Genomic DNA, 25,017 nt, shown 5'->3' on the forward strand with positions numbered 1-25,017 from the left:
CTTCGGCTTTGCGAGCTTCTTCTGCTTTACGGGCTTCTTCTGCTTTACGTGCTTCTTCAGCTTTACGAGCTTCTTCGGCTTTCTTAGCATCAGTTACTTGCTGACGAGCTTGCTCATTTTGAGCGGTTGGTTGATTAGTGTTTGGTGTGTTTGAACTGCCGCCACTACTTCCACAACCTGTTAATACGGCTAAAAGTGCTGCTGCAAGGGTTACATTTCTTAGTTTCATAGAGACCTCGATAAATAAAAGTAGGAGAAAAAAACCAAAACTATTATAATTTGGTCTAAATTATGTACAATAAACCAACAATTACAGTAAGTTACCGAATTAAGGTAACTATTTACCTTGAGAGGGTAGAGTATGAGAATCAATGAGAAAATCCGTCAGTTACGCGAACAACACCAGTTATCGCAAGAAAATATGGCGGATAAATTAGGGATGTCGGTAACAGGTTATGGGAAAATTGAGCGAGGTGAAGTGCGTTCAAATCTATCTCGTTTAGAACAAATCTCTGAAGTATTTGATATGGATATTTGTGAGTTGCTCTCTGTGGGGGAAAATGAAAAGGTATATTTTAATAATACCGATAATGATTTTAGTAATTCGAATAATTTTTGTTTTGCTGTTGGGAATGGAAATACAGATCAAATAATCCAACAATTACAATTAATATTAAGCCATAAAGATGAATTATTAGCACAAAAAGATAAAATTATAAATGGGTTAGAAAGAGAAATCGAGTTACTCAGAAAATTACAAAAATAATATTCACAAGCGGTGAAATTTGTAAAAGAAATGGTAAATTTCACCGCTTTACTTATAAATATGTTAAAATAGACAGTGATATACTAAAACAATATACAGTAATTTAAATAGGAGCAATTTATGGCAACTTCTTCTTTTAGCAAGAATTTTGTGATTTCTGATCAAAAAGTCGTCAAAGATTTATTATATGCAATAGATAATCCAACGGAAATTCAATTAAGAAAAACAAATCCCTCTCAGGAAGAACAGAAGAAACAAGATGTTTTATGTGCAATAAAAAAACAATTAGCCTCAATGAACTAATCGAAAACTTAGGTATTGAAGAAACACAGCGATTTCTTACCTTTTTTCAATGTTCCCGAAATCCTGATGTTGAGAAATTTTTAGTACAAAAAGCAATTCGGTTTGAACAAGCATCGGCCGCTTCAACACATCTCATTCTCAATGAAAATGGGCAAATTCTTGCCTATTATGCTCTTTCGTTTAAAGAAATTCGGATTGAAGCAAGTAAAACACTTTGGAAAAAATTATCGGGTGGATTAGGTGCAGGCAATATCCTAAAAGTGTTTCTTATTGGTCAAATTGCTAAGAATGAAGCCATTTCAAATAATCCTATCAATTTATCAACCATACTTGATGATATTTATCAGCAAATTTATTTAGCAAAACGTTCTGTGGGTGGGCGTGTTATTGTTCTTGAATGTGAAGATCATCCAAATCTTATCTCTCATTATCAGAAACACGGCTTTCAACTACTTCAAACTGTAGAAGATGAAAACCAATTAAAAACAATGTTTATCGTGCCAGCCTTTAAATAATCACAAGCAGTGAAATTAGTAAAAGAAATTGCAAATTTCACCGCTTGTTTTTTATTTCATCAAATGTGCGATCAACATATAAGTCGCAATCACTAGCAAAATAGTCGAATTCGCGTGGCAAGCGTTGCAAATTTAAAAAACTTTGCAACGGTGGCTGTCCGAAACATCGGTTCGTACCTGTAGAAAACGACCCGAATTTACACAATTATCTCTGCCCTTCGTATCGCTATTTTTTTGAGAAAACGATGCCGTATATGCAAGAAATGGCGAGAAGCATACGTTAAAAAAGAATATGATAATCTCACTTTTGTAGAGGCTAATATGATTAGTCCCGACAAGAAATAATAAAAAGGATCTAAAAATGAACTTAGCTAATTCTCTTTACCTTATTCAACAAAACGAAATCCCAGTGCTTGAACTCGATCATCCCGTCGGAAAAGCCAGAATCGCTCTCCAAGGTGCACAATTGTTAAGTTGGCAACCTCGCCATGCAGAACACGATATTTTTTGGCTTAGCCCTATTGAGTCATTCAAACGAGGTGTCGCTATTCGTGGGGGTATACCAATTTGCTATCCTTGGTTTGGCACCGTAAAGCAGCCAGCCCACGGCACAGCCCGCTTACAACTTTGGACACTTAGCGATTACGATATCCAGGATAAACAAGTCATATTAAATTTCTCACTATTTGATGAGCATCAGATAATCCAAGCTCACATTCAAATGATATTCAGCGAAAAACTCCGACTTGAATTTACCCATTATGGGCAAGATCCTGCTCAAATTGCACTACATAGCTATTTCAATTTAAGTCAAATTGAGAATGTAGAAGTGCAAAATTTGCCGATGACCGCGTTCGATAAACTCACTGATCAACAAGTTAAATTGCCTACTACTCGTCAAATTCAACAAGGTGTGGATTGTATTTATCCTTATATTGGTAAAAACTCAATCATTTCCGACCGCTTGTGGGAGCGGAATATTGAGATCGACCACCAAAACGCCGACAGTATCGTACTTTGGAACCCGTGGGACACCCCACCAAGTGCAATGCAACCGAACGATTACCAACATATGATCTGTGTCGAAACCGCCCGCCTAAATCAGTTACTGGGTTTTAAACAACAATTGGCAGTGGAGATTTTAGTGAAAAAATAGCTAAATTAAAAAACCGCTTGTAGATTTTCCTACAAGCGGTTTCTGTTATAGATACTAACGCTTAAACATGCTACCGAGTGCACCTAGACCGCCTAAACCACCGCCCATCATCCCTTTCATACCACGCATCATTTTTGCCATTCCGCCTTTACGCATTTTTTTCATCATACGTTGCATTTCATCGAATTGCTTGAGAAGTTTATTCACGTCTTGCACTTGTGTGCCTGAACCTAATGCAATACGGCGACGACGTGAACCTTTGATGATATCTGGGTTTGCACGCTCTTTGAGCGTCATTGAGTTAATGATCGCTTCCATTTTGATGAACATTTTGTCATCCACTTGATTTTTTACGTGATCAGGCAAGTTTTTCGCCCCTGGTAATTTTTCAAGCATCGACATCATCCCGCCCATTTTTTTCATTTCGACAAGCTGATCGCGGAAATCATCAAGGGTAAATTCATCACCTTTTTTGAATTTTTGAGCAATTTTTTCTGCTTTTTCTTGGTCTACACTGCGTTGTAAATCTTCGATAAGTGACAGCACATCACCCATACCAAGAATACGAGAAGCCACGCGGTCTGGATGGAATGGCTCTAACGCATCGGTTTTCTCACCCACACCAAGGAATTTAATTGGTTTTCCTGTGATTTGACGGATAGACAATGCCGCACCACCACGAGCATCACCATCCACTTTAGTTAAAATGACACCTGTTAATGGCAAGGCTTCGTTGAACGCTTTAGCGGTGTTTGCAGCATCTTGACCTGTCATTGCGTCCACAGTGAAGAGTGTTTCAATTGGGTTGAGTGTAGCGTGAAGCTGTTTAATTTCATCCATCATCTCGCCGTCTACGTGCAAGCGACCAGCGGTATCGACAATCAACACATCAAAGAAGTTAAGTTTTGCGTATTTTAATGCCGCTTCTGCAATTTCAACAGGCTTTTGCGTGGTTTCGGTTGGGAAAAAATCTACTTTTAACGCTTCCGCCAAGGTTTGAAGCTGTTTGATCGCGGCTGGGCGGTAAACGTCGGCAGAAACCACAAGCACTTTTTTCTTTTCACGTTCTTTAAGGAATTTGGCTAATTTACCTACCGAAGTGGTTTTACCTGCACCTTGCAAACCTGCCATTAAGATGACCGCAGGCGGTTGGGTAGCAAGATTCAGTCCTTCATTTGCTTCGCCCATTGCTTGCTCAAGCTCAGCACGTACAATTTTGAGGAACTCTTGCCCTGGCGTTAAACTTTTATTGACCTCTTCGCCAATTGCACGCTCTTTAACTTTATTGATAAACTCACGCACAACAGGCAAGGCAACATCTGCTTCAAGCAATGCCATACGCACTTCGCGGAGAGTATCTTTAATGTTATCTTCGGTTAAACGCCCTTTGCCAGTGATGTTTTTGAGCGTTTTGGAAAGTCTATCAGACAGGTTTTCAAACATTTTTGTTCTCTTTTGTTTTTTGTTTGCAAATTAATCCCCCTCTTTAGAAAAGAGGAGTTAGGGAGATTTGATCACGATGTTAATTTCTCGTATGAGCTTCGTTTTATCTTCTGCCAAAATCTCCCCCTGCCCCTCTTTGCTAAAGAGGGGAGTTAATTCTTTGCAAAATATGAATTAAACGAAAAAATAGATTGAGGCATTATACAAAAAATCCCCTCACTTGGGGAATTTCACGTTAAATATAAATGGTAGGATACTAGAAAAGCGAAAGCCCTGATGATTTCTCATCAGGGCTTCTTAATATGGCTCCTCCTGCGGGACTCGAACCTGCGACATATGGATTAACAGTCCACCGTTCTACCGACTGAACTAAGGAGGAAATGGTGCCTCGAGGCGGAATCGAACCACCGACACGGGGATTTTCAATCCCCTGCTCTACCGACTGAGCTATCGAGGCATCTCGTCGTTTACGGGGTGCATTATGCAGTTTTTTTCAGACCCCGTCAAACGTTTTTTTTACAAAAAATTAAAAATTCCGTTTATTCGATCTTTTTTTGTGCTAATTGTATTTTTTAACATCAAATTAACGAACAGAACGATATTTTTCACGGGCTTTAGATACTTTCTTCAAGTAATTTCTCGCCTGTGCTGATGGGTGAGCCGTGGTTAAAATACGATAAACTGCATCTGGCGAAAGCTCGTTAATACGATCAATCGCCTCATATTTATCATAATCGAACACTTTTAATACCGCTCCAGCTCCACTATTATATGCAGAAATCATTGCATAATACATTGAAGTCGAATTGGTGATTCCATCCAAATATTCTTCATGCAAAATAGAGAGATACATTGTACCCGCATCAATATTTTGCTCTGGATTATATAAATAAGCACGATCTGGCTGGCCATTTAAGCCTTTACGAGCAAAAATATCACGTCCAGCTGTTTTAGGCACAATTTGCATCAAACCAATCGCATTCGCATAACTTACCGCGTATGGATTGAATGCTGACTCCACTTCCATAATACCTAAAATCAGGCTAGGTTCAATACCGTATCGTTTTGCCATCTTCCGCACTAATGGCAAATATTGGCGAGCACGAATTTCAATATGCCCTTCCACCATCTTGATTTGCACCACCGCGACATTACGTCCATTTTTCAAACGACGTGTCGTCGCATTTTGCACCAAATAATTGGCGAAATCATTAGCAATGACCGCATTCGTTACATAACGCCCATATTGGTCTTTCACCTGTCCCGCAAGGAACGGATTCGCACTAATCGGTGTATCGCCAGAAGCGAATAAGTCAATTCCTTTCGGATCTCCACCCATCAATAGTGTATGCACGATCGCATTTTTCAAGCGTGCTTGATCTGCCAACGTTTCAATCGTAATCACCCCGTCTTCAAACGAAATATGACTACGGGTGTAATATTGGTCAGTATATTTCACGTAATCTTTTTTTGTTGCGATCAACAACTCTTGGCTTCCCCAAATATCATCAATATTATGCGAGAACTGCCCCGTTAAAATATCCAAGCCATTGGTATCTTTAAAATCATAGTTATGATATTTGCTTCCGTGGCGTTTAGTGTGTTTTGTCGGGCTGCTGCCACACGAAATCAAAAACGGAATCAACGCCAACAGCGGCAAATATTTCGTATGTTTTTTCATCGCAACTGCCTTACTCAACTGGTTTATAACCGTCGATCACCACCTCTTTACCTTCAAACAAGAAGTTTACCATCTCGGTTTCAAGCAATTTACGATGCTCAGGATTCATCATACTCAATTTTTTTTCATTCACTAACATTGTCTGTTTTTTGATCCACTCGCTCCACGCTTGCTTGCTGATTGAATCAAAAATACGTTTACCTAACTCGCCAGGATAAAGTTGAAAATCTAATCCTTCTGCTTCTTGTTTTAAATATTCACAAAATACGGTGCGTGCCATAATCAATCCTTATTCTCTTGAGATAATTCATCTAAAATCCGCTTCACGGGCGTTGCTAAGCCTATTTCATTCGGTTGGGTCAGATCATACCAATAATTCGCCTTTGAAGATACAAAATAGCGGGAATTTCCCTCATTTTCTGCAACGCCAAGCGGTCGATTTTCTTCGTTCTTTTGCTCATCCAACTCTACCAAAATAGGGGTAATATCTAAGTGAAAATGGCTGAACGTGTGGCGAAACGCGTGTAAATGGCGGCTAATTTGCAAATTCTTATCAGAAATAAACCGCTTGAAACTTGCTTCATTCTCAAACTGTGGAAAAATATACAACCCGCCCCATAAACCTTTCGCTTCCCTCTGTTCCAACAAAATACGAGTGCCTTGCTTCAATACCAGAAAATAGGCTTGTCGTTCGGGTAAAATTTTCTTCGGTTTCTTAGCAGGAAATTTTTCCCACGCCTCTAACTGATTCGCTTGGCAATCCTCTGCCAACGGACAAAGTGAACATTTTGGCTTGGTTCGGGTGCAAATCATCGCCCCTAAATCCATCATTGCTTGATTAAAATCCGCTACTTGCTCGGTTGGCGTAATTTGTGCAGTTAAATGCCAAAGCTGATTTTCTACTGCCTTTTCACCGCTCCAGCCTTCAACTGCGAAATAACGCGATAACACCCGTTTCACATTGCCATCCAAAATCGGATAAGGTGCATTTAACACCGAAGAAAGCACTGCCCCCGCCGTACTTCTGCCTACGCCAGACAACGCCAATACATCGTCAAATTGGGTAGGAAATTCACCCCCGAATTGATCGCGAATCGTTTGTGCTGCCTTGTGTAAATTACGTGCCCGAGCGTAATAGCCCAACCCCGTCCAAAGATGCAATACCTCATCAATATGGGCATTCGCCAAGTCCATTACCGTCGGAAAACGCTCGACAAACCGCTCAAAATAAGGAATGACGGTTGCCACCTGCGTTTGTTGCAACATCACTTCCGACAGCCAAACCTTATAAAGTATCTTATTTTGCTGCCACGGCAGATGTTTACGTCCATACACCGCAAACCACGCCAACACCTTGCGGGCAAAAGGGGCGTTCGGGTTCGATTGAGCAGTAAAAGCGGAATTTGAGGAATTATTCATGAAAATAGGAGCTTGAAAAATGGAAAGGGAAAGATGATACTGCAAGCGGTTAAATTTCTCAAAAGGTTTACAAATGACAACACCGATTTTAGGCTTCCACCATGTTGCCATCATTGCCAGCGATTACGAAAAATCTAAGTATTTTTACACCACTATTTTAGGTGCGAAAATTATTAAAGAAACCTACCGAGCCGAACGTCAAAGCTATAAGCTCGATTTGAAATTTACCGATGGCTCGCAGATTGAACTATTCAGCTTCCTCAATCCGCCCGCTCGTCCTACCACGCCTGAAGCCTGTGGCTTACGGCACTTGGCATTTCGGGTAAAAAACGTAGAACACGCGGTTGCATTCTTGGCAAGTTTTGCAATTGAATGCGAACCTATTCGCGTGGACGAACTCACGGGCAAACGCTTTACGTTTTTCAGAGATCCTGATGGATTGCCGTTGGAGTTTTATGAGGTGGGATAAACCTTAAAAGCAGTTATAAATGCTTTTAGCATAATATTATTTTTGCTAAATATATACAGGAAAAATAAATCGCTATTGTCGCTACTGCTGCAAATAATCTAGCTACCTTAGAACTGTATTTTATTTTTCTTCTCTATTAGAAAAGAAAATAAAACTGCAACACATAGTGATAAGATAGGTATTGGCGAGCCTAATCTTAACTGGATATCTAAATTGAAAAAATATAAAGCCAAAATAATAAATAAACAGCAGATTATCTGATAAACTTCACGCTTGTCTTTATCTTTTGTTATTTTTCTAAAAATAGCCAAGTCTAATAATTTAATGAATATAACAAAAGCGATAACCATTACAATGATGTAAATTGATTCCTTCATTATTATTTCCTCTTCAAAACAGCTTGATTGATAATAACCATTCTCATTTAACTCAGTCAATAGATTTGAGAATAAGAACTCAAATATTTTATGAAATCCGACCATCTAGCCTTGAAAAGCGGTCAATCCTCCCCAATCTAGTGGGCAGTTTTTTACCAAAAATAAAGGATCAACAATGACGACGATTGTATGTGTTCGTAAAGATGGCAAAGTGGCGATCGGTGGTGATGGTCAGGCAACATTAGGCAACTGTGTAGAAAAAGGCACAGTACGTAAAGTACGCCGTTTATACAAAGATAAAGTCGTCACAGGCTTTGCAGGTTCAACAGCTGATGCATTTATTTTGCGTGATTTGTTTGAGAAAAAATTAGAACTGCACCAAGGGCATTTAGTGAAATCTGCCGTTGAATTGGCAAAAGAGTGGCGCACTGAACGTTCACTTCGCAAATTAGAAGCGATGATGATTGTGGCAAATGAAAGTGAATTTTTACTCGTGTCAGGCTCTGGTGATGTGATTGAGCCAGAATTTGATGTATTAGCTATCGGTTCTGGCGGTAACTATGCCAAATCGGCAGCATTAGCCTTATTAAGAACAAAAAACAATCTGACTGCGAAAGAAATTGTGGCAGAAGCACTGAAAATTGCGGGAGATATTGATATTTACTCAAATCACAATCACGTTATCGAAGAAGTGTAAAAAAAGTCCCCTCTTTAGAAAAGAGGGGTTAGGGGAGATTTGAAACGATCTTCCCTTTACAAATATTAGCGAAAAAATCACCGCTTATAACAAATCTTCCCCTGCCCTTCATAAGTAAAGAGGGAAGTTTTTCAAGGAATAAATTATGTCAATGACTCCTCGTGAAATCGTCTCAGAATTAGACGCACATATTATCGGACAAACAGAAGCTAAACGTGCGGTGGCAATCGCATTACGTAACCGCTGGCGCCGTATGCAGTTACCAGAAGAGCTACGCCAAGAAGTAACACCAAAAAACATTTTAATGATCGGGCCAACTGGCGTGGGGAAAACTGAAATTGCTCGCCGTTTAGCAAAATTAGCCAATGCACCATTTATCAAAGTCGAAGCCACAAAATTTACTGAAGTGGGTTACGTGGGTAAAGAAGTGGAGTCAATTATTAAAGACTTAACTGATGTTGCAGTCAAATTAGTGAAATCGCAAGCGGTAGAGAAAAACCGTATGCGCGCACAAGATGCGGCAGAAGATCGCATTTTAGATGTATTGTTACCACCAGCAAAAGATCAGTGGGGTAACGTACAAGAATCTGATAACACTTCAACTCGCCAAATTTTCCGTAAAAAATTACGTGAAGGTCAGCTTGATGACAAAGAGATCGAAATTGATGTAGCAGCACAAGTGAGTGTGGAAATTATGACGCCACCGGGCATGGAAGATATGACTTCTCAGCTGCAATCTCTATTTGAAGGGATGTCGCCAAACAAAACAAAAAAACGCAAAATGAAAATCAAAGATGCGTTAAAAGTGATGTTAGATGAAGAAGCCGCTAAATTAGTCAACCCTGAAGAGTTGAAACAACAAGCGATAGAAGCGGTTGAACAACATGGCATCGTATTTATTGATGAGATCGATAAAATCTGTAAAAAAGGTGAGCATTCAGGTGGCGATGTCTCTCGTGAAGGGGTTCAGCGTGATTTACTGCCAATTATCGAAGGCTCAACGGTAAACACCAAGCATGGCATGGTGAAAACCGATCATATTCTCTTTATCTGTTCAGGCGCATTCCAAGTGGCTCGCCCATCAGATTTATTGCCAGAATTACAAGGTCGTTTACCAATTCGTGTAGAACTCAAATCGCTTACCAAAGATGACTTTGAGCGCATTTTAACTGAGCCAAATGCTTCACTGACTCTCCAATATCGCGAGCTAATGAAAACCGAAGGGGTAGAAGTGGAATTTACCCAAGATGGTATTAGCAAAATTGCTGAGTCCGCTTTCCGCGTGAATGAAAAAACCGAAAATATCGGCGCCCGCCGTTTACACACGGTACTAGAACGCTTAATGGACGGTATTTCATTTGATGCAAATGAACGCAGTGGCGAAAAAATTGTGATTGATGAAAATTATGTTTCAACTGCATTAAATGATGTGGTGGAAAATGAGGATTTGAGTCGGTTTATTCTTTAATTCTACAAGGAACAAATAGTATGAATACTCATATTAAAAAATTTAGTGAAGTAAAAACACACCCTAGTCGAGCATTACAAGCGTGGCAGATTCTAGTTTCCTCTGCTATGAATAGACAAACACAGACATATAAATCGTTATCGACTCATATGTTTGGAAATACTGCTTCAGGTATTCTTGGACCAATATTAGGATATATTGCACATTACTGTAATCAGAATAATCTTCCTCCATTAACCGTTATTGTTGTAAATTCAAAAACAGGACTACCAGGCGATGAAATTCCGGTTTCAGAAGATCTAAATGCGCTTAGAGAAAAAGTCTATGATTTTGATTGGTTTGATATTTATCCACCAGCAGAAGAAGATTTAAAACAGGCAAACGATAACGCTAAATACTCGTAAGCAACATGAACTGCACCCCAAAACCTGGACACCTAATTTGAGGTGCAGTTCAAAGAGCGGTCAATTTTGGCAACGTTTTATTTCGCCCTTGTAATAATTCTTTTACTTTCGCACAAAAATCATCGCTATTCTCCATTTCACTCGGTAAACCTAAGGCTTCCGCAATATTGTCATATCGCCAATTATTCTCACGAAAAACTTCTGAAAATCCTCGATATTCTAATAAAAGTTGCAACATTAATTTTTCGGTATATGGGGAAACTGATGGTGGGTTAAGTTTGAATTTAGACATAATCATTACTCCAATAAAAAATGCTCAAATCTAATGGGTTTGAGCATAGTTTAAAAAAGATAGCGACAATTCTTGTCGTTTAGATTAAATGTCTATTTTTCTAATGAACTAATCGCATCAATATTCTTGGAAATCACATCTAATAATGGCTCCCATAACTCAAAAAGTGTATCAGCTAAGTCACCAGTAGGAATTTTTCTTAGAATATCTGCATTCCAATTTAATAGCGATCCATCCAAGTACTTCCACTTAATCCATGAATTATGTTTTTCAAAACTCTCTTTTAGTTCTAATTCACTAAAAATTTGATTTAGAAAACTGTTGAGTTCAGGAGATTTATCTTTATTGCAATAAACTCCATAATATCCATTTCCAAAATTAGCAGAACTAAACTCAACACCAACACCTAGAGAAACTCCTTCTGGAGCAAAGAAAATTCCAAACTCATTATATAATATTCCTTTACCAGAAGTATTACATTTCCAACCATAATCTTTTAATTTTTGATAAGAGTCACAACGTGATTCCAATTGTTCAATCAATTCATTGACTAGACTTTCATATAACTGGTCTTTTAAATTAATCACACTCAATGCAGAATATAATGCACTATTGTTGCCCTTTTGCATTAAATGATTAACTAAATCACTATTGATTTCTTTATTACCCATAAGTTCCTCACTTAAAAACTTTTTGAAATATTGACAAAATTGATTAATCACTGGAGATATAATTAATGTATTATCTAACCAATTAACTAAATCATCAGCAGACAATACTATTGCTTTCTTATCGCTGATTAAATTATCCCACTCATCTTTAGAAATCGAAGTTTCGGTAGGATTATTTCGGAATACTGGAAGATAAATAAGGCAATATTCATCTATATTCTTTCTTTCCAAATCCGCTCGATAGTCTTTTAATTGCTCTATTTGATCAGAGGCAAATCTTAACTTATTCTCAATCGAGATTATCCAACGAGGTTTATTATTCAAAAAACCTTCAATAAAAATATCATGACGACGATTTTTATTTGTTTTTTTCTCTACATTAACCTGGATACTATCGTATGCTAAGAAATTATTTTTCCCAATGTATTTCAGAAAACTATTTAAAAACAAATCTCCCTGACCATGCGTTTCTGTTGGATCTAACAAAAATGCAAGAATTTTTGATAAACCAATTTCATTTGTATACATAAAACGAAACGGATTAAATCGATTAGAATCATACAATTCTGTCTTTTCTCGTTGTAATCTAAAATTTTCTATCACTTGATTGATAGAATTTAAAGAATCAACAATTTTATTGATATTATTTGCCATATAGGCTCCTTAGGTTAATTAAAACGCACACATTATAACTGACAAATCATCATAAAACCCTTGTTTCGCAATTAATTTACGACACACCGTCAATCGAGATTTATCATTATCATATTGTTTCCAAATTTTTTCTCTTACTTCAGCAGAAAGTCCATCTGTTAATCCATCAGAGCAAAGTAATAAACTTTCCCCTTGTTGAATTTCAATTTCTTGATAAAAGATTTTATCTTGAAATTCGGAATAATCCGCAACTAAACACGAAGAAACGCCGCCATAAATCGTGGCAAAATCTTCCTCTTTTTTATCGGGAAAATCAGCCAATAATTCAGAATAATATCAATAGAATGTAAATATTTATTTTGAATTGCTTCATCTCCAATAAAAATAACCAGGTCTTCTTCGTTAAAAACCGGTACTGAACGATTCCATTTTGAACTTTCTGTTACAGGTAAAAGCCAAGGAATATAAAAATAAGCATCGCCAATCATTCTTTTAGGCATTGCCCACATATCTTGCAAAGATAAATTATGTTGGCTTTTTCTTTGTTCTAAATAAAATTCAATTACTGGATGCATACATTTCTCGTTAATTCATCAGTTATACAGTATAGCGATATGAAACTTGCTATTTATGTGAAAAGTGCGGTTGTTTTTCTATGATTTTTTAATTTTCTCCAATAACTCGGCGACCACTTTCGGTACGCCCTCACCCGCTTTTTCTTTGATTGCAATCACTTTCTTACGGACAAATCCTGTATTTGGATTAGGATCGATCAAATAGATAAGTGAACCATATGGAGCAAGATTTACCAATCCATTAGCGGGATAAACCTGTAATGACGTGCCAATAACAATCACAATATCTGCCTTTTTCACTAACTTTTCTGCTTTAGGAAACATGGATACATTTTCCCCAAAAAAGACTATATGTGGACGCATTGGATGACCGTGATTATCCTTATCCTCTAATAGTTGATCACCCAAACATGGAACAATGTAATCGGTATTAAAACTACTGCGAGCTTTATTCAATTCACCATGTAAATGGAGTACATTAGTACTTCCCGCTCGCTCATGTAAATCATCCACGTTTTGAGTGATTATATGAACTTCATAAAACGCTTCCAATTCAACCAAAGCCAGGTGTGCTGCATTAGGCTCTGCAGCTTGAGCATTACGACGTCGTTCATTATAAAACTCTAATACTTTTGCACGGTTTTTCTTTAAGGCTTCTGGCGTACAAACTTCTTCTACTTTATGCCCTGCCCACAAGCCATCTTCCGCTCTAAAAGTAGGAATACCACTTTCGGCACTTATGCCAGCACCGGTTAATACTACGCAAATTGGTTTCTTTTCCAAAGTCATTTTTCAGGCTCCTTTTGTCCTAAAATTTCATCAACCTGTCTATCTCTCGCCATCATGCCAAAAATATTCCCTGCTTTATAAAGCGGTTGATAAGTATAGCTTTCAATATGCAAGAATGGCTTATCTGAAAGTTGTTGGAAATATTGTTTTAGCTGTGATTTTGAGCGTAGTGACACTTCATATTCAGCTTGAATATGAGTACACATTGCTTCAATACGTATTTTAAATTCATCACTGAAATAAGGGCTGATAATTAAATAGACCGTTTTCTGTTCGGTTGCTGTTTCATCCACATAAACACATGTCAAATTAAACACTTGCCATTTATAACGATCTGCAAAAGCACCAATGACTCGGCTTTGCTCCTCACTTTCAACTTGCACTAGGGCGGCTGACTTTTTCAAACAATCTTGCAAAATATCACTTGATGTAAAAGGCCCACAGCCTAAGTAAGATAAAACGCAATTCCAATTAGCAAATTGTTCTGTACCAAAATGAACATGTTCACCTTGAAATTTGCCAGCACCATTTTTAGTGCGATCATCAATTAAATAATCGCCTTGGTTGAGATTTTTATGATGGGATAAAATCAATCGTTTGTATAAGGCTGAACCTTTTTCTTCACCGAAATAATGTTGAATCCATTTTACTTTATCACTCCACGCCGATGGATTATGCCAAGGGGCGGTAGAAAGTGCGTAAATATGGTATTTTTTCATCAATTTATGCACAGCAGAAATCGCATTCGGCATTGGCTCCATTAAGCTAAAAATGCCCTCAACTTCATCATATCGCCCCTCATACTCTTGCTTGGTTTTCTCATCTAATTTTGCAATACCAGACGGAAAATCAACCATCACATTATCCATATCAATATAAACAATTTTCTTCATTTTAATGCCCTCTCTGTTGATGGCTTAATGATAAAAGATGAAGCGACAATTCATGTCGTTAGGTATTTTTTGTCTAAATAAGTGCGGTCAATTTCTTGATAATCTTTACCAATTCAGTTGTGCTCCTGGCAGCCGGAGTGCCGATTTGACCGCTTGTATTTTTAGCTTTTCGGCTTACTCACCATTATTTCAATCACTTGGCGATCTGTATATTGCATACTTCGGCTGGCAATCGCACAGAGGTTGTTGATCGAGCGATCGATTTGGTGTTCAACAATCCCTTCATTACCTGTGACTTGTGTGTTATCTAATGCCATTAAAATTGATTTATAACTAGAAGTTACGCTGGTAGAAACCTTCATTGCACAACTGTTTGCCGCACCGTCGCAGATGATGCCGCTGATATCGCCAATCATACTGCTAATAGCCATACTAATCGCATCGAAACTCTCGGTCAGCAACCATGCCACGCCTGCACAACTGCCCATCGCCGCAGTAGTTACCGCACACAATGCGGAGAGTTTAGGGAGTTTACTGTGAATATAAATCGCCATTAAGTGCGAAAGGAATAAGGCTCGAATGAGCTGTTCTTCGCTGGCATGGATATGACGAGCAACCACTACCACTGGCATCGTGGCGGTAATGCCTTGGTTGCCAGAACCTGAATTACTCATCGCGGGTAAATTTGCCCCGCCCATTCTAGCATCGCTGGCGGCGGTGGTTTCAATCACAATGCGGTTAAGTAAATCATCGCTGATTAAGCCTCTCCCAATTTGCTTTTGCAAGGTTCGCCCAATATGCAAGCCGTAATCGACTCGCAAGCCTTCTTGTGAAAGGGCGGAGTTCAGCTCGGCAGCACGTTGAATAAAGCGAATTTTGTCTAACACCACGCTCATCGAAAAATCGAACATATCTTTGGCAGTCAGTTCTGAAAAGACACAGGGCGCATTGCCACTATCCACCAAACAAGGTACAGAGAAAAGCACCTCGCCATTTTTTTCAATGTAAATCACGTTGGTATGATGGGCGGCAATGCGAACAGTTACACTCTCATCTCCCGCAAACAGGGTCGCTTCCGAATACAAAATATGCTCGGTATCGAAAATCGCTACGTTCACCAAATGTTGGCTCATCATCTGTTTGGCTTGTACCACTTGCTCGGCGGAAATGTTTTTCAACACCTCTAAGCCTGCTTCGTGATCGCCCCCAATCGCCCCAATTGCCGCAGCCATTGGCAGACCAACCGTCCCTGTATTCGGCACAGTTACGCCCATTCCATTTTTCATTAAATTGGGCGAAACTTTTGCTTCAATATGTTCGGGCATTTTGCCTAAATAATAACGGGCGGTTGCCGAAGCCAACGCCAAAGAGATCGGCTCCGTACAACCCAAAGCAGGCACAACTTCTTCTTGTACAACGCGTAAAATATTTTGTTCGGTGGTGGAATCAAAGGTTCTCATCGTTTTCTCTTGCTTATAAAACACACAACTAAAAAAATTAAAATGAACTTCATTTTGCTAAACGGGTCTTATTGTACAGTTTTTTTCATTATGATTAACCCTCATTTCCCCATTTAAGGACAAAAAATGAAACCATTAAAAGCACTATTAGCCCTTGCCGTTGCAATGACTGCAACCTCTTCTTTTGCTGAAACAGCAAACCCACTAGCCACCTTTAAACAAGAGGCAAAAACAGCGATTAACAACGAACTTTCTTCAGCGAAAAAAGCGGTTACCCAAACTGAAACTTCAGCCGCAACCGATATGAACAAAATGAAAAATGCGGTTGTAGAAAAAGCGAAATCGGAAGTAAAAGCGGTCAAAAACGATGCAAAAACAGCACGTGAAACGTTAAATTCAGTAAAAACGGAAGCAACAGAAAAAGTAGATGCTGCTAAATCTGCAGCGAAAAATACCGTAGCAAAAGCAGAAAAAGCAGCAAAAATTAATATCAACAAAGCAGATGCCGCAACGTTACAAAAATTAAGCGGTATTGGTGAAGCAAAAGCCAAAGCGATTGTTGAATATCGTAACAAAGTGGGCAAAATCAAAAATGCTGCGGAATTAAGCAAAATCTCAGGCATTGGCGATACAACCATTGAGAAAATCAGCCCATATTTAACATTCTAACCTTATTCCAAATACGATAAAGACCTCACAAGCGGTACATTTTTTGCAAAGCTTTACAAAATTTATACCGCTTTTTTCATAGGTTGATTATCTAGTAAGCATTACTGCCAACGCTTTTGCCCCTTTGAAATCAACTTTACCAGATCCCAATAGAGGGATTTCATCCACCAAGAACACTTGGCTTGGCAACATAATCGGTGGAATATTCAGCGATTTAATGCGAGCATTGATTTCTTCTAAACTTAGTGCCGATTTCACCAACAAGACAATGCTCTCGCCTTTTTTGTCATCTTCTACCGCCACCGCAACAAATTGATGTTCATCATTTAGCACTTGAGCGATATTTTCTTCAACCGAACCAAGGCTAATCATTTCGCCGCCAATTTTTGCGAAGCGGGAATAGCGGTCGACAATGGTCACAAAACCATTTTCATCAATATGCCCTTTATCGCCCGTTTTGTAATAACGCACACCATCCAGCTCAGCGATTACATCTGCCGTTTTTTCTGGATCGTTCAAATAACCTTTCATTACCTGACCGCCACCAATCAGAATTAAGCCATCATCGCCAACAGGCAACTCTTCCAATGTATTTGGGTCAACAATTTTTATGATTGTACCTGGTAATGGCATCCCCACAGAGCCCACTTTATTGAAGGTAAACTCTTTTAGCGTATCTGAGTCGAGAATATTCGGCATATTCACGCTTGCCACAGGGGTAGTTTCGGTAGCACCATACCCTTCGTAGATCTCTAAACCAAATTTTAAGCAGAACGCTTCTTTCACATCTGGTTTGAGTTTTTCCGCCCCTGCAATCACCATTCGCACGCTTTGTAACATCAACGGATGAAGTTTTTTGTTACGCGTATATAAGCGGAAGAACGTTGATGTACCAAACAGGATGCTGACGTTATATCTTGCACACATTTTACCCACTTCAGCCCCATCGGTCGGGTCAGCAACGCTTACCATTTTAATGCCTTCACAAAGTGGCAATAAGGTGGTAACGGTTAAACCGAAAGAGTGGAAAATTGGCAATGAATTTAAAATCACATCCTCTTTGTGGAAATTGAGCAATTCACTCACCTGTTTGATGTTAGTGAGCAAGTTTTTATGGCTAATTTCAATGCCTTTCGGGTCGCCTTCGCTGCCACTACTAAATAAGATTACCGCAGTATCATTTAAGCGAATTTCCGCAAAATGCATCAATTTAATCCACCAAGCTGGGGCGAATAATGCAGTAAGCATCGCTTTCACTTTTTCGCCTTTGGTAAATTGTTTTGCAATTTCGTCCGCTTGTAATAGCTTACCTGCCAACACTTCATCGAAACAAAAGCCTTTTGCGTTTAGTTTATTGAGGAATTTTTCGGCTGAAATCACGTATTCAATTTCTGCTTTGGCAAGGGCTTTTGCCATCACTTCAGGGCTTAGCGTATAGTTTAGATTCACAGGCACTTTGCCGATAATCATCAACGCCATATTCACAATCGCCCCAATCGCTGAGCTTGGTAACAACACGCCCACGTTTTTCGCATCGCCAAGTTGCGCTTTCAACGCCTTACTCATCAACAACACTGCGGTAATGAACTTCAAGTTATTGAGCTTCACTCCTTGGCTATCCACCACGCACTCTTTAAACAGGTTCGATTTTGCGTTATTAAGCCAGTGATGGGTTAGCGGTTTGCGTTTTTGCATCACTTTTTCCCATACAGAATAAGAGAGCTCCAACACTTTTTGTTTCATCGCGGTCGCATCAATAAAGCCGTGAATTGGTTTACCGAATGCCACCAAGATTTCACGTTTGCCTTGGCGTTTAGTTAAGTTTTTGTAGAAACTATTTGCACGCGAGAAGCTGCTACCCCATAAACCACGCAAATAAAATGGCACGGTGGTCACATTGTCCAAATCTTTTAACACGTGCTCAAAACCTTTTTTGAACTCGTTGATTTGACCGTTATAGCTAATATGACCTTCAGGGAACAACGCCACCACTTCGCCGTTTTGAAGATATTTACGAATAGTTTCAATCGACTCACGGCTTGAGCCTGCCCCAATTGGAATGACTTTAAAAATGCGTAAGAACCAAGTGAGATACCATTTGTTGTAAATCGGACGGAACATCACAAATTTAATCGCACGTGGGCTTGCGGCTTGTAACACGAGCCAGTCGATCCAGCTAATATGGTTTCCTAGCAACAACACGCCACCACTTTGCGGTAAGTTTTTCAACCCTTCCACGTGGAAACGGTAGTTTGTTTTCAACAATGGTAATAACAACAAGCGGGTGAATAAGTGCGGAAGTTGCCACATTGCATAAAAACTGCCTAGCAAGCAAACCACTGATACGGTTAAGAACAAACCTGTGGTTGAAACGCTAAACTCTACAAATAGAATGCTAAGCAACAAGAAGCCAACCATAAAGACATTTTGCACAAAGTTATTGCCCGCCATAATTTTGCCGCTGATTTTTTCAGGCACGAAATATTGGATGGTGGCATTTAACGGCACGATAAATAATCCGCCAAAGAAACCAAATCCAAAAGAGCAAAGCATTAACATTGCGTTGTTTTGCACAAGTGTTAAGCAGAAAAGCGAAACGAAAATCCCTAATGCGCCAACGGGTACAATCCCAAGCTCAATGTGTAATTTTGATGCTTTGCCCGCAAGGTATGAGCCCACGATTAAACCTAAGCCGCTTACCGCAAGAATGGCTTGGATGATGACCGCATTATCTGCGTTAAACAAGGCTTTATAGTGAGCAGGGAAAGCCACCACAATCACTTGCGATACACTCCAGAACAAACTTAACCCAATCACGCTTAACCAGATATTTTTATCTGCATGCAAGGTGCGGATGTTATCGCGTAAGTAACCCAGCGAGAGGTATTTCGACATTGCAAATTTTTCTTCATTTTCAACCGCTTGTTGGCCGAAAAAAGGAATTCTGAAGGCAAAGAATGCTTCTAATGCACTAAATGCGACCAAAGCAACACCAATCCACCACACACTTTTCAACACCGCATTCGGATCAGTTGAGGCAACATAATGGCTTTCAAATAAAATCGAGAATGCAAAAGAGCTAAATAGAATTGCCACAATCGTCAGCGCTTGAATAACACCATTCGCAAAGCCAATGTTTTCCGTACCGACAATGGATTTAATAATGCTGTATTTCGCTGGCGAATAAACTGCACTTTGTGCAGCAAGCACAAGGGTTAACGCAAAAGCGAGATAAAACTGCCCGATGAGATAACTCACTAAAATAGCCCCGCTAATACCAACGGCTACAAGGCTACTCCAACGAATCACTTTGGTTCGGCAGAATTTATCGTTAATAAAAGCAGACGGCGAGAAAAGGAAGATAAACGGCAATAAAATCATTGCGTTGATTAGTGCAGTTAACACCACCAAAGTGTTACCCTCAAAACTTTTGAGCAGCACATTTTGGATAGTGATTTTATGGGCAAGATCAACACTTGCATTTAAAAAGGCAATGGCTAAATAGGGCAAAAAGCCCGCGTGTTTTAAGAGTTTCATAATTGAATCTCCTGTTGATAAACCGCTAAGGTTTTCATATTAAGAAGGTAAGGTTTTACCACCAGCAATAAATCAAAAAGGTGTTTTAATTTTTCATCTTTTTGCTCACTTTCTTTAATGGCAGAAAGTGTGAGCGCCACTTCTTGCGGAGCTAATGTTTTTGCTGCTTGCAAGTAGCTATTTAACATCACACGTTCCGCTTCATTACAACGGCAAATAATCGCTAAAATTTCTCGCTCTTTGCCCGTAAAAATCCCATTGCGAGGGTTTAACAAGCCCTCTTCTACCATTTGGTTTAAATCCTGTTCAGAAATCCCAAACTCTTGGCAAAGCGATTCAGGCGAGAAGGTTTCGTTTTCTGCGCCCATAATAATGCCAATCAATGAAATCAAGCTCTCATAAGGGTTTTGCCAATCAAATTCAGAATGGGCAAACAAATCTTTGATTTGTGAAATAGAAGCATTAAAGTTAGTTTGCAGATATTTGATAAATGCCAACAATGACACACATCGTTCATCATAAAGATGAAAGTTCGGCTTATCTTTTACAGGTTCAGGCAACAACCCCTCTTTCACATAATACAGAATGGTGGATTTCGGCGTTTGGCTAAACTTCACCAAATCATTCATTTTGAGCATAAAAACTCCTTTCCATAAAATCGTATTGATTGAATTGGCTGCTATTTTAATCCTCTTAAAACAAAAGTAAAGAGTAACACTCTACGCTTTTAATAAATTTGCAAATTTCTTTTGAAATTAAACCGCTTTTTTCTTACTTTGCCTTGTATTTACCGAATTTATCCCCATAACCAACAAATACTCAATTTTCATTACATCCCAAAGGAACATAACATGGCATTAGATTTCAATTCAGTTTCATTTGACAGCATAGAAGCAAAAGGCGGCTACGGTATTGGTTTACAAATTGGTCAGCAACTTTTAGGTAGCGGAATGGATGTGGATGCGGAAGCGGTTGCGTGCGGTATCTACGATGTGTTAAACCAAAACCCACCAGCATTAGATTTAAACGAAGTGACACAAGCACTTCAAGTTAAGCCAACGTGCTGAAGAAGCTCAAATGGCAGCATTTAGAGCGTTAGATGAAGAGAACAAAGCGTTCTTAGAAGAGAACAAAAAAGCAGCGGGCGTGAAAACAACTGAAAGCGGTTTACAATACGAAGTATTAAGCGAAGGCACAGGCGAAAAACCAGCAGCAGACAGCACCGTTCGTGTTCACTACACAGGTTCTTTAATTGATGGTACAGTTTTCGACAGCTCAGTAAAACGCAACACACCAGCTGAATTCCCAGTAAACGGCGTGATCAAAGGTTGGACTGAAGCATTACAAATGATGCCTGTTGGTTCAAAATGGCGTTTAACCATCCCACACGAATTAGCTTACGGTGAACGCGGTGCGGGTGCGTCAATTCCTCCATTTGCAACCTTAGTATTTGAAGTAGAATTATTGGATATTCTTTAATTTCCATAACTCATAAAGAAAGGCGAACATCATGTTCGCCTTATTTTTTACTTTCTCGATCCCAAATAAATCGCCAACAGCGTTAAACCCGCCCCACACCATTGCCATACATCAATCGGCTTATCTAAATAGAAATAGTCGATTAACAACGCTGCCACGGGTTCGGAAAGGAGCAATAGCCCCATTAAGCCAAGGGAAAGAAGCGGAATCGCGTAGGCAATCATTCCCCACGCCATACATTGCATTACCACGCCGTACACCACAATCCAGCCCCAGTCGACAAGTGTCGGCGGGAAGAAGTTTACTTGATTAAACCATAACGAAGGCGGAAGCAAAGCAATCGCTCCGAACAGACTGACTAAAAACATCAGCGGAAAAATAGCAGTCGACTCGCTATTGTGTACTTAGCGAATCATCACCAATGAACCTGCCAGCATCGCACCCGAAGCCAAGCCGATGAGAATACCATACACGCCATCAAGGTTGTGAGCCAGTTCTGGGCTAGCAATCAACACAACACCAATCACCGCCAACACAAGGCTGAATAGCTGCATTTTGCTCTGTTTTTCCGCAAAGAAAAAGTAACCAATGCCCGCCAAAAAGAAAATTTGCAAGCTGTTCAGCAACGTAGAAATCCCTGGTCCAACCGCATAAATACTTTCGTGCCAAAAGGCGAGATCAAAGGCAAGAAAAATGCCCGATAATGCGGCAAACCACCACGTTTTCGCTTGCCTGGGTAACGCCTGTTTTTTCCACTTCATCAACGCCCAAAACACTACGGTGGCAATCAGCAATCGCCAAAAAGCAATCGCATAACCGCCCACGGGGACAAATTTCACAATAAGGCTGCCCAAACCAAATAAAATGCAGCCCACGACCAGAAGCGGGGCTGCATAATTTTGTACTTTCATTCAACATCTCTCTAAAAATAGCGATTATAGCACTTTTAACTGCTTACCCATTTTTTCAAACAACTGTTGAATGGTTTCCGCCCGATGCCCTAGCACACGCACCATCAAGCCGCATTCATTCAGCTGGGAGATGCCGATTAGCAAGGCTTTCTCATCAGCGAATTGTTGTTGCAAGGCTTGCACCTGCTGTTTTATTTCTGCATTGCTTTTCGCCAAATTCAGATAAGTGAGCGACCCTTGGTGGGAATAATCTTCCATCTGGCTCAAGGCAGTAAGGTTCATTTTTGATGGCAACCACTGAATACAATCGCTGACAAGCGGTCGTTTTTTGCCGTCATTTTGCAACGCGTAAATCTTCAAATGGGAAGAAAACTGACGAAAGGCAAAACGTTCGCCATTCAACACCCGACCAATCGCCACGATTTCACCGTAAATCAGCTCGCTCTGCTCATTCATCTCAATCAACGTTTTCTGCTTGAACGCGGAATCTTTATGCAGCACCAACGGGTGCGGCAAATAGAACAAACGGCTGTTTTCCGCAAGCGAAATATGGGTTGTCTGCATCGCACTCTCGCCTTCATTCATCGCCTGCACGCGAGTAAATGCCTGCGTATTGAGCGAAAGAGCGGTCAATTTTGCCAACGAAATGTCAATCTCTAACAGATCGCCCGCCAACACGCCAGGGGAAGATGACATCTGCATCGCATTCAAGCCATTCGCCCACGCATCATCATAACTTGGCAACGTTATCACTTTAAACGGTGGCGTCACAAAGTATTCATCAAGTTGGGTTTTACCACGTTGGGAAAGTTTGGTGGAAAGGGATAATTTGCTGTTCATTAAAATTTTTATACACGATTAAACAATTCCCTCCCTCCGTAAACGGAGGGAGCGAAAATATCCTATCTCACCAACGCCTCTGGCTCTTCCACATTCTTCAACAACGCATATTTTTCAATCCAACCAATCACGCCGTCGAGGTTTTCTTTTTTCATCAGGTTGGTAAAGATAAACGGCTGACCGTTGCGCATACGGCGGGCATCGCGTTCCATCACGCTTAAATCCGCGCCGACGAATGGCGCAAGGTCGGTTTTGTTGATCACAAGTAAGTCTGAACGAGTAATACCCGGCCCGCCTTTGCGTGGAATTTTTTCGCCTTGTGCCACGTCGATCACGAAAATGGTCACGTCCGCCAAATCAGGGCTGAAGGTCGCTGAAAGGTTATCGCCGCCCGATTCGATGAACACGATTTCCACATCAGGGAAACGCGCCACCATTTCATCCACTGCCTCCAAATTCATCGACGCATCTTCACGGATTGCCGTATGCGGACAACCGCCCGTTTCCACGCCCATAATTCGCTCTGGCGGAAGTAAACTATTTTTCGTTAAAAATTCCGCATCTTCTTGAGTGTAGATGTCGTTAGTAATCACTGCCACACTATATTTTGACGCGATTTCTCGAGTGAGTTTTTCGATTAACGCTGTTTTACCCGCCCCAACAGGGCCAGCCACGCCGATTTTGATATAGTTACGCATATTTGTTGTTCCTTTGTAAAATTATTTGAAAATCTGACCGTTCTTTTCCCTCCCTCCGTTTACGGAGGGAGGTGCCGAAGGCGGAGGGAGGGAATTCCGATTTATTTGAGTGTATTAAAATAATCACTTTGATATTGCCAAATAACCTCTAGCACCATATCCATATTTTTTAATACGTCCTCATTCCAAAATCGTATTACCTTAAATCCATTCATTTCAAGTGTTCTTGTTCGCTTCTCATCATAATGCTGCTGTTCAAAATGTTGAGAACCATCTAATTCAATAATGAGCTGAATTTCTATCGAAACAAAATCAACAATATATCCACTGATAATTTTCTGCCGTAGAAATTTTATGCCACAAAATCTTCTATTTCTTAAGTGATACCATAAATTCATTTCAGCATCTGTCATATTTAAACGAAGCAGACTTGAATAATGGCGCAATTTTTCCGTTTCTTTATATCGCATATTTCCTCCAAAAAGGAAACTTTATAGCGTATATGAAACAAAATGCTTGTTGTTTGTTGTGCTTTTTCGATGAAGATCACAAAAATAGTTTAGCTAGCTACATTTCTCTTGCAACTTCGTTGCAATCCATCCCTCAGTCGCTACGCGACAGCTCCCTCCGTAAACGGAGGGAGCGAAGAATGCTACGACATATAAAGCCGTGTATAAAGCTGCTCATGCTGCATTGCGCGAATATCATTCGCCAGCGTTGCCGCACCAAGCCATTCTTCGTCGGGTTCAAGGCTTAATTCCACCGCTTGCACGAGTGATCCTCGCAAGTCAAACAAAATATCTTGCCCATCCATTTGGCTGAGAGGAATTAGCTTCACGCCGTTAGTGATT

The 25,017-nt window shown here is 39.9% G+C and carries 26 protein-coding genes, 2 tRNA genes and 4 pseudogenes; 10 read left to right on the top strand and 22 right to left on the bottom strand.

Annotated features, from left to right (window positions below; all coding sequences use genetic code 11):
* Nucleotides 1–229 (bottom strand): annotated as a pseudogene (locus tag QMF79_RS08235) (Slam-dependent surface lipoprotein); the annotation flags it as partial.
* Between the two features lie 132 nt (nucleotides 230–361).
* On the opposite strand from QMF79_RS08235, the gene QMF79_RS08240 reads away from it, so the two are divergent.
* The 4 genes from QMF79_RS08240 to QMF79_RS08255 all read left to right on the top strand — a co-directional run bounded on the left by QMF79_RS08240 (nucleotide 362) and on the right by QMF79_RS08255 (nucleotide 2,740).
* On the top strand, nucleotides 362–766 hold the full coding sequence (locus tag QMF79_RS08240; RefSeq protein WP_281773467.1) for a helix-turn-helix domain-containing protein: 405 nt from the start codon (nucleotides 362–364) through the stop codon (nucleotides 764–766).
* 120 nt (nucleotides 767–886) lie between these two features.
* The gene (locus QMF79_RS08245; protein ID WP_119222322.1) at nucleotides 887–1,069 is read left to right on the top strand and encodes a hypothetical protein; all 183 of its coding nucleotides are present in this window, start codon (nucleotides 887–889) and stop codon (nucleotides 1,067–1,069) included.
* Nucleotides 1,033–1,584 carry a hypothetical protein gene (locus QMF79_RS08250; RefSeq protein WP_119222321.1) on the top strand — a complete coding sequence of 184 codons (552 nt, stop codon included), beginning with the start codon at nucleotides 1,033–1,035 and terminating at the stop codon, nucleotides 1,582–1,584. The genes QMF79_RS08245 and QMF79_RS08250 overlap by 37 nt, the downstream gene beginning before the upstream one ends.
* Before the next feature lie 361 nt (nucleotides 1,585–1,945).
* Entirely contained in the window at nucleotides 1,946–2,740 is a 795-nt protein-coding gene (locus QMF79_RS08255) for a D-hexose-6-phosphate mutarotase (protein WP_281773468.1), read from the top strand.
* A gap of 54 nt (nucleotides 2,741–2,794) precedes the next feature.
* On the opposite strand, the gene ffh is transcribed toward QMF79_RS08255, so the two are convergent.
* From ffh to mutY, 6 genes are all read right to left on the bottom strand, one after another.
* Entirely contained in the window at nucleotides 2,795–4,183 is a 1,389-nt protein-coding gene (gene ffh / locus QMF79_RS08260) for a signal recognition particle protein (protein ID WP_281773469.1), read from the bottom strand.
* A 303-nt stretch (nucleotides 4,184–4,486) separates the two neighbouring features.
* Nucleotides 4,487–4,562, bottom strand: a tRNA-Asn gene (locus QMF79_RS08265).
* A 2-nt stretch (nucleotides 4,563–4,564) separates the two neighbouring features.
* Nucleotides 4,565–4,640 (bottom strand) — tRNA-Phe (locus tag QMF79_RS08270).
* A gap of 126 nt (nucleotides 4,641–4,766) precedes the next feature.
* Nucleotides 4,767–5,864 carry a membrane-bound lytic murein transglycosylase MltC gene (gene mltC / locus QMF79_RS08275; RefSeq protein WP_281773470.1) on the bottom strand — a complete coding sequence of 366 codons (1,098 nt, stop codon included), beginning with the start codon at nucleotides 5,862–5,864 and terminating at the stop codon, nucleotides 4,767–4,769.
* Between the two features lie 10 nt (nucleotides 5,865–5,874).
* On the bottom strand, nucleotides 5,875–6,144 hold the full coding sequence (locus QMF79_RS08280) for an oxidative damage protection protein (protein ID WP_005706474.1): 270 nt from the start codon (nucleotides 6,142–6,144) through the stop codon (nucleotides 5,875–5,877).
* A 2-nt stretch (nucleotides 6,145–6,146) separates the two neighbouring features.
* Complete coding sequence (gene mutY, locus QMF79_RS08285) at nucleotides 6,147–7,283, bottom strand: A/G-specific adenine glycosylase (protein ID WP_281773471.1); 1,137 nt, start codon at nucleotides 7,281–7,283, stop codon at nucleotides 6,147–6,149.
* Nucleotides 7,284–7,356: 73 nt separating this feature from the next.
* On the opposite strand from mutY, the gene gloA2 reads away from it, so the two are divergent.
* On the top strand, nucleotides 7,357–7,752 hold the full coding sequence (gene gloA2 / locus QMF79_RS08290; RefSeq protein WP_281773472.1) for an SMU1112c/YaeR family gloxylase I-like metalloprotein: 396 nt from the start codon (nucleotides 7,357–7,359) through the stop codon (nucleotides 7,750–7,752).
* A 107-nt stretch (nucleotides 7,753–7,859) separates the two neighbouring features.
* On the opposite strand, the gene QMF79_RS08295 is transcribed toward gloA2, so the two are convergent.
* Entirely contained in the window at nucleotides 7,860–8,129 is a 270-nt protein-coding gene (locus QMF79_RS08295; RefSeq protein WP_281773473.1) for a hypothetical protein, read from the bottom strand.
* A gap of 175 nt (nucleotides 8,130–8,304) precedes the next feature.
* On the opposite strand from QMF79_RS08295, the gene hslV reads away from it, so the two are divergent.
* From hslV to QMF79_RS08310, 3 genes are all read left to right on the top strand, one after another.
* A complete protein-coding gene (hslV, locus tag QMF79_RS08300; protein WP_040218499.1) occupies nucleotides 8,305–8,826 on the top strand; it encodes an ATP-dependent protease subunit HslV in 522 nt (173 codons plus the stop codon).
* A 142-nt stretch (nucleotides 8,827–8,968) separates the two neighbouring features.
* Complete coding sequence (gene hslU / locus QMF79_RS08305) at nucleotides 8,969–10,294, top strand: HslU--HslV peptidase ATPase subunit (RefSeq protein ID WP_192574250.1); 1,326 nt, start codon at nucleotides 8,969–8,971, stop codon at nucleotides 10,292–10,294.
* Nucleotides 10,295–10,314: 20 nt separating this feature from the next.
* On the top strand, nucleotides 10,315–10,698 hold the full coding sequence (locus QMF79_RS08310; RefSeq protein ID WP_281773474.1) for a hypothetical protein: 384 nt from the start codon (nucleotides 10,315–10,317) through the stop codon (nucleotides 10,696–10,698).
* Between the two features lie 49 nt (nucleotides 10,699–10,747).
* Here QMF79_RS08310 and QMF79_RS08315 read toward each other — a convergent pair whose 3' ends face one another.
* The 7 genes and pseudogenes from QMF79_RS08315 to QMF79_RS08345 form a co-directional block, all read right to left on the bottom strand.
* The gene (locus QMF79_RS08315; protein WP_281773475.1) at nucleotides 10,748–10,990 is read right to left on the bottom strand and encodes a hypothetical protein; all 243 of its coding nucleotides are present in this window, start codon (nucleotides 10,988–10,990) and stop codon (nucleotides 10,748–10,750) included.
* A 92-nt stretch (nucleotides 10,991–11,082) separates the two neighbouring features.
* Nucleotides 11,083–12,315, bottom strand: a complete 1,233-nt coding sequence (locus tag QMF79_RS08320) for a PD-(D/E)XK nuclease family protein (protein ID WP_281773476.1) — start codon at nucleotides 12,313–12,315, stop codon at nucleotides 11,083–11,085.
* 18 nt (nucleotides 12,316–12,333) lie between these two features.
* Nucleotides 12,334–12,645 (bottom strand): annotated as a pseudogene (locus QMF79_RS08325) (PP2C family protein-serine/threonine phosphatase); the annotation flags it as partial.
* Nucleotides 12,567–12,890, bottom strand: a complete 324-nt coding sequence (locus QMF79_RS08330; protein ID WP_281773477.1) for a hypothetical protein — start codon at nucleotides 12,888–12,890, stop codon at nucleotides 12,567–12,569. The gene QMF79_RS08330 and the pseudogene QMF79_RS08325, both read right to left, overlap by 79 nt.
* A gap of 78 nt (nucleotides 12,891–12,968) precedes the next feature.
* Entirely contained in the window at nucleotides 12,969–13,679 is a 711-nt protein-coding gene (locus QMF79_RS08335; RefSeq protein WP_281773478.1) for an SIR2 family NAD-dependent protein deacylase, read from the bottom strand.
* Nucleotides 13,676–14,572, bottom strand: a complete 897-nt coding sequence (locus tag QMF79_RS08340) for a 5' nucleotidase, NT5C type (protein WP_281773479.1) — start codon at nucleotides 14,570–14,572, stop codon at nucleotides 13,676–13,678. The genes QMF79_RS08335 and QMF79_RS08340 overlap by 4 nt, the downstream gene beginning before the upstream one ends.
* A gap of 161 nt (nucleotides 14,573–14,733) precedes the next feature.
* The gene (locus QMF79_RS08345; RefSeq protein ID WP_281773480.1) at nucleotides 14,734–16,032 is read right to left on the bottom strand and encodes a serine dehydratase subunit alpha family protein; all 1,299 of its coding nucleotides are present in this window, start codon (nucleotides 16,030–16,032) and stop codon (nucleotides 14,734–14,736) included.
* A gap of 126 nt (nucleotides 16,033–16,158) precedes the next feature.
* Here QMF79_RS08345 and QMF79_RS08350 point away from each other — a divergent pair, with 126 nt between their 5' ends.
* Nucleotides 16,159–16,701, top strand: coding sequence for a ComEA family DNA-binding protein (locus QMF79_RS08350; protein WP_281773481.1), 543 nt, complete (start codon nucleotides 16,159–16,161; stop codon nucleotides 16,699–16,701).
* 87 nt (nucleotides 16,702–16,788) lie between these two features.
* Here the strand turns inward: QMF79_RS08350 and QMF79_RS08355 are convergent, their stop codons facing one another.
* Together QMF79_RS08355 and QMF79_RS08360 are read right to left on the bottom strand one after the other, a co-directional pair.
* Nucleotides 16,789–20,238 (bottom strand): acyl-[ACP]--phospholipid O-acyltransferase, encoded by a 3,450-nt coding sequence (locus QMF79_RS08355; RefSeq protein ID WP_281773482.1) that lies wholly within the window; start codon nucleotides 20,236–20,238, stop codon nucleotides 16,789–16,791.
* Entirely contained in the window at nucleotides 20,235–20,876 is a 642-nt protein-coding gene (locus QMF79_RS08360; RefSeq protein ID WP_281773483.1) for a MerR family transcriptional regulator, read from the bottom strand. The genes QMF79_RS08355 and QMF79_RS08360 overlap by 4 nt, the downstream gene beginning before the upstream one ends.
* A 213-nt stretch (nucleotides 20,877–21,089) precedes the next feature.
* On the opposite strand from QMF79_RS08360, the pseudogene QMF79_RS08365 reads away from it, so the two are divergent.
* A pseudogene (locus QMF79_RS08365) lies at nucleotides 21,090–21,717 on the top strand (FKBP-type peptidyl-prolyl cis-trans isomerase).
* Between the two features lie 47 nt (nucleotides 21,718–21,764).
* Here QMF79_RS08365 and QMF79_RS08370 read toward each other — a convergent pair.
* The 5 genes and pseudogenes from QMF79_RS08370 to QMF79_RS08390 all read right to left on the bottom strand — a co-directional run.
* Nucleotides 21,765–22,628, bottom strand: a pseudogene (locus tag QMF79_RS08370) (DMT family transporter).
* 24 nt (nucleotides 22,629–22,652) lie between these two features.
* The gene (locus QMF79_RS08375; RefSeq protein WP_281773484.1) at nucleotides 22,653–23,468 is read right to left on the bottom strand and encodes an urease accessory protein UreD; all 816 of its coding nucleotides are present in this window, start codon (nucleotides 23,466–23,468) and stop codon (nucleotides 22,653–22,655) included.
* A gap of 62 nt (nucleotides 23,469–23,530) precedes the next feature.
* On the bottom strand, nucleotides 23,531–24,166 hold the full coding sequence (gene ureG, locus QMF79_RS08380; protein ID WP_281773485.1) for an urease accessory protein UreG: 636 nt from the start codon (nucleotides 24,164–24,166) through the stop codon (nucleotides 23,531–23,533).
* Between the two features lie 101 nt (nucleotides 24,167–24,267).
* Nucleotides 24,268–24,636, bottom strand: a complete 369-nt coding sequence (locus QMF79_RS08385) for an endonuclease domain-containing protein (RefSeq protein WP_281773486.1) — start codon at nucleotides 24,634–24,636, stop codon at nucleotides 24,268–24,270.
* A gap of 182 nt (nucleotides 24,637–24,818) precedes the next feature.
* Nucleotides 24,819–25,017, bottom strand: a 199-nt coding sequence (locus QMF79_RS08390; protein ID WP_425591893.1) for an urease accessory protein UreF, incomplete at its 5' end; no start/stop codon positions are given.

This window comes from Pseudohaemophilus parahaemolyticus (assembly GCF_938021905.1).
Lineage (GTDB): Bacteria > Pseudomonadota > Gammaproteobacteria > Enterobacterales > Pasteurellaceae > Haemophilus_A > Haemophilus_A parahaemolyticus_B.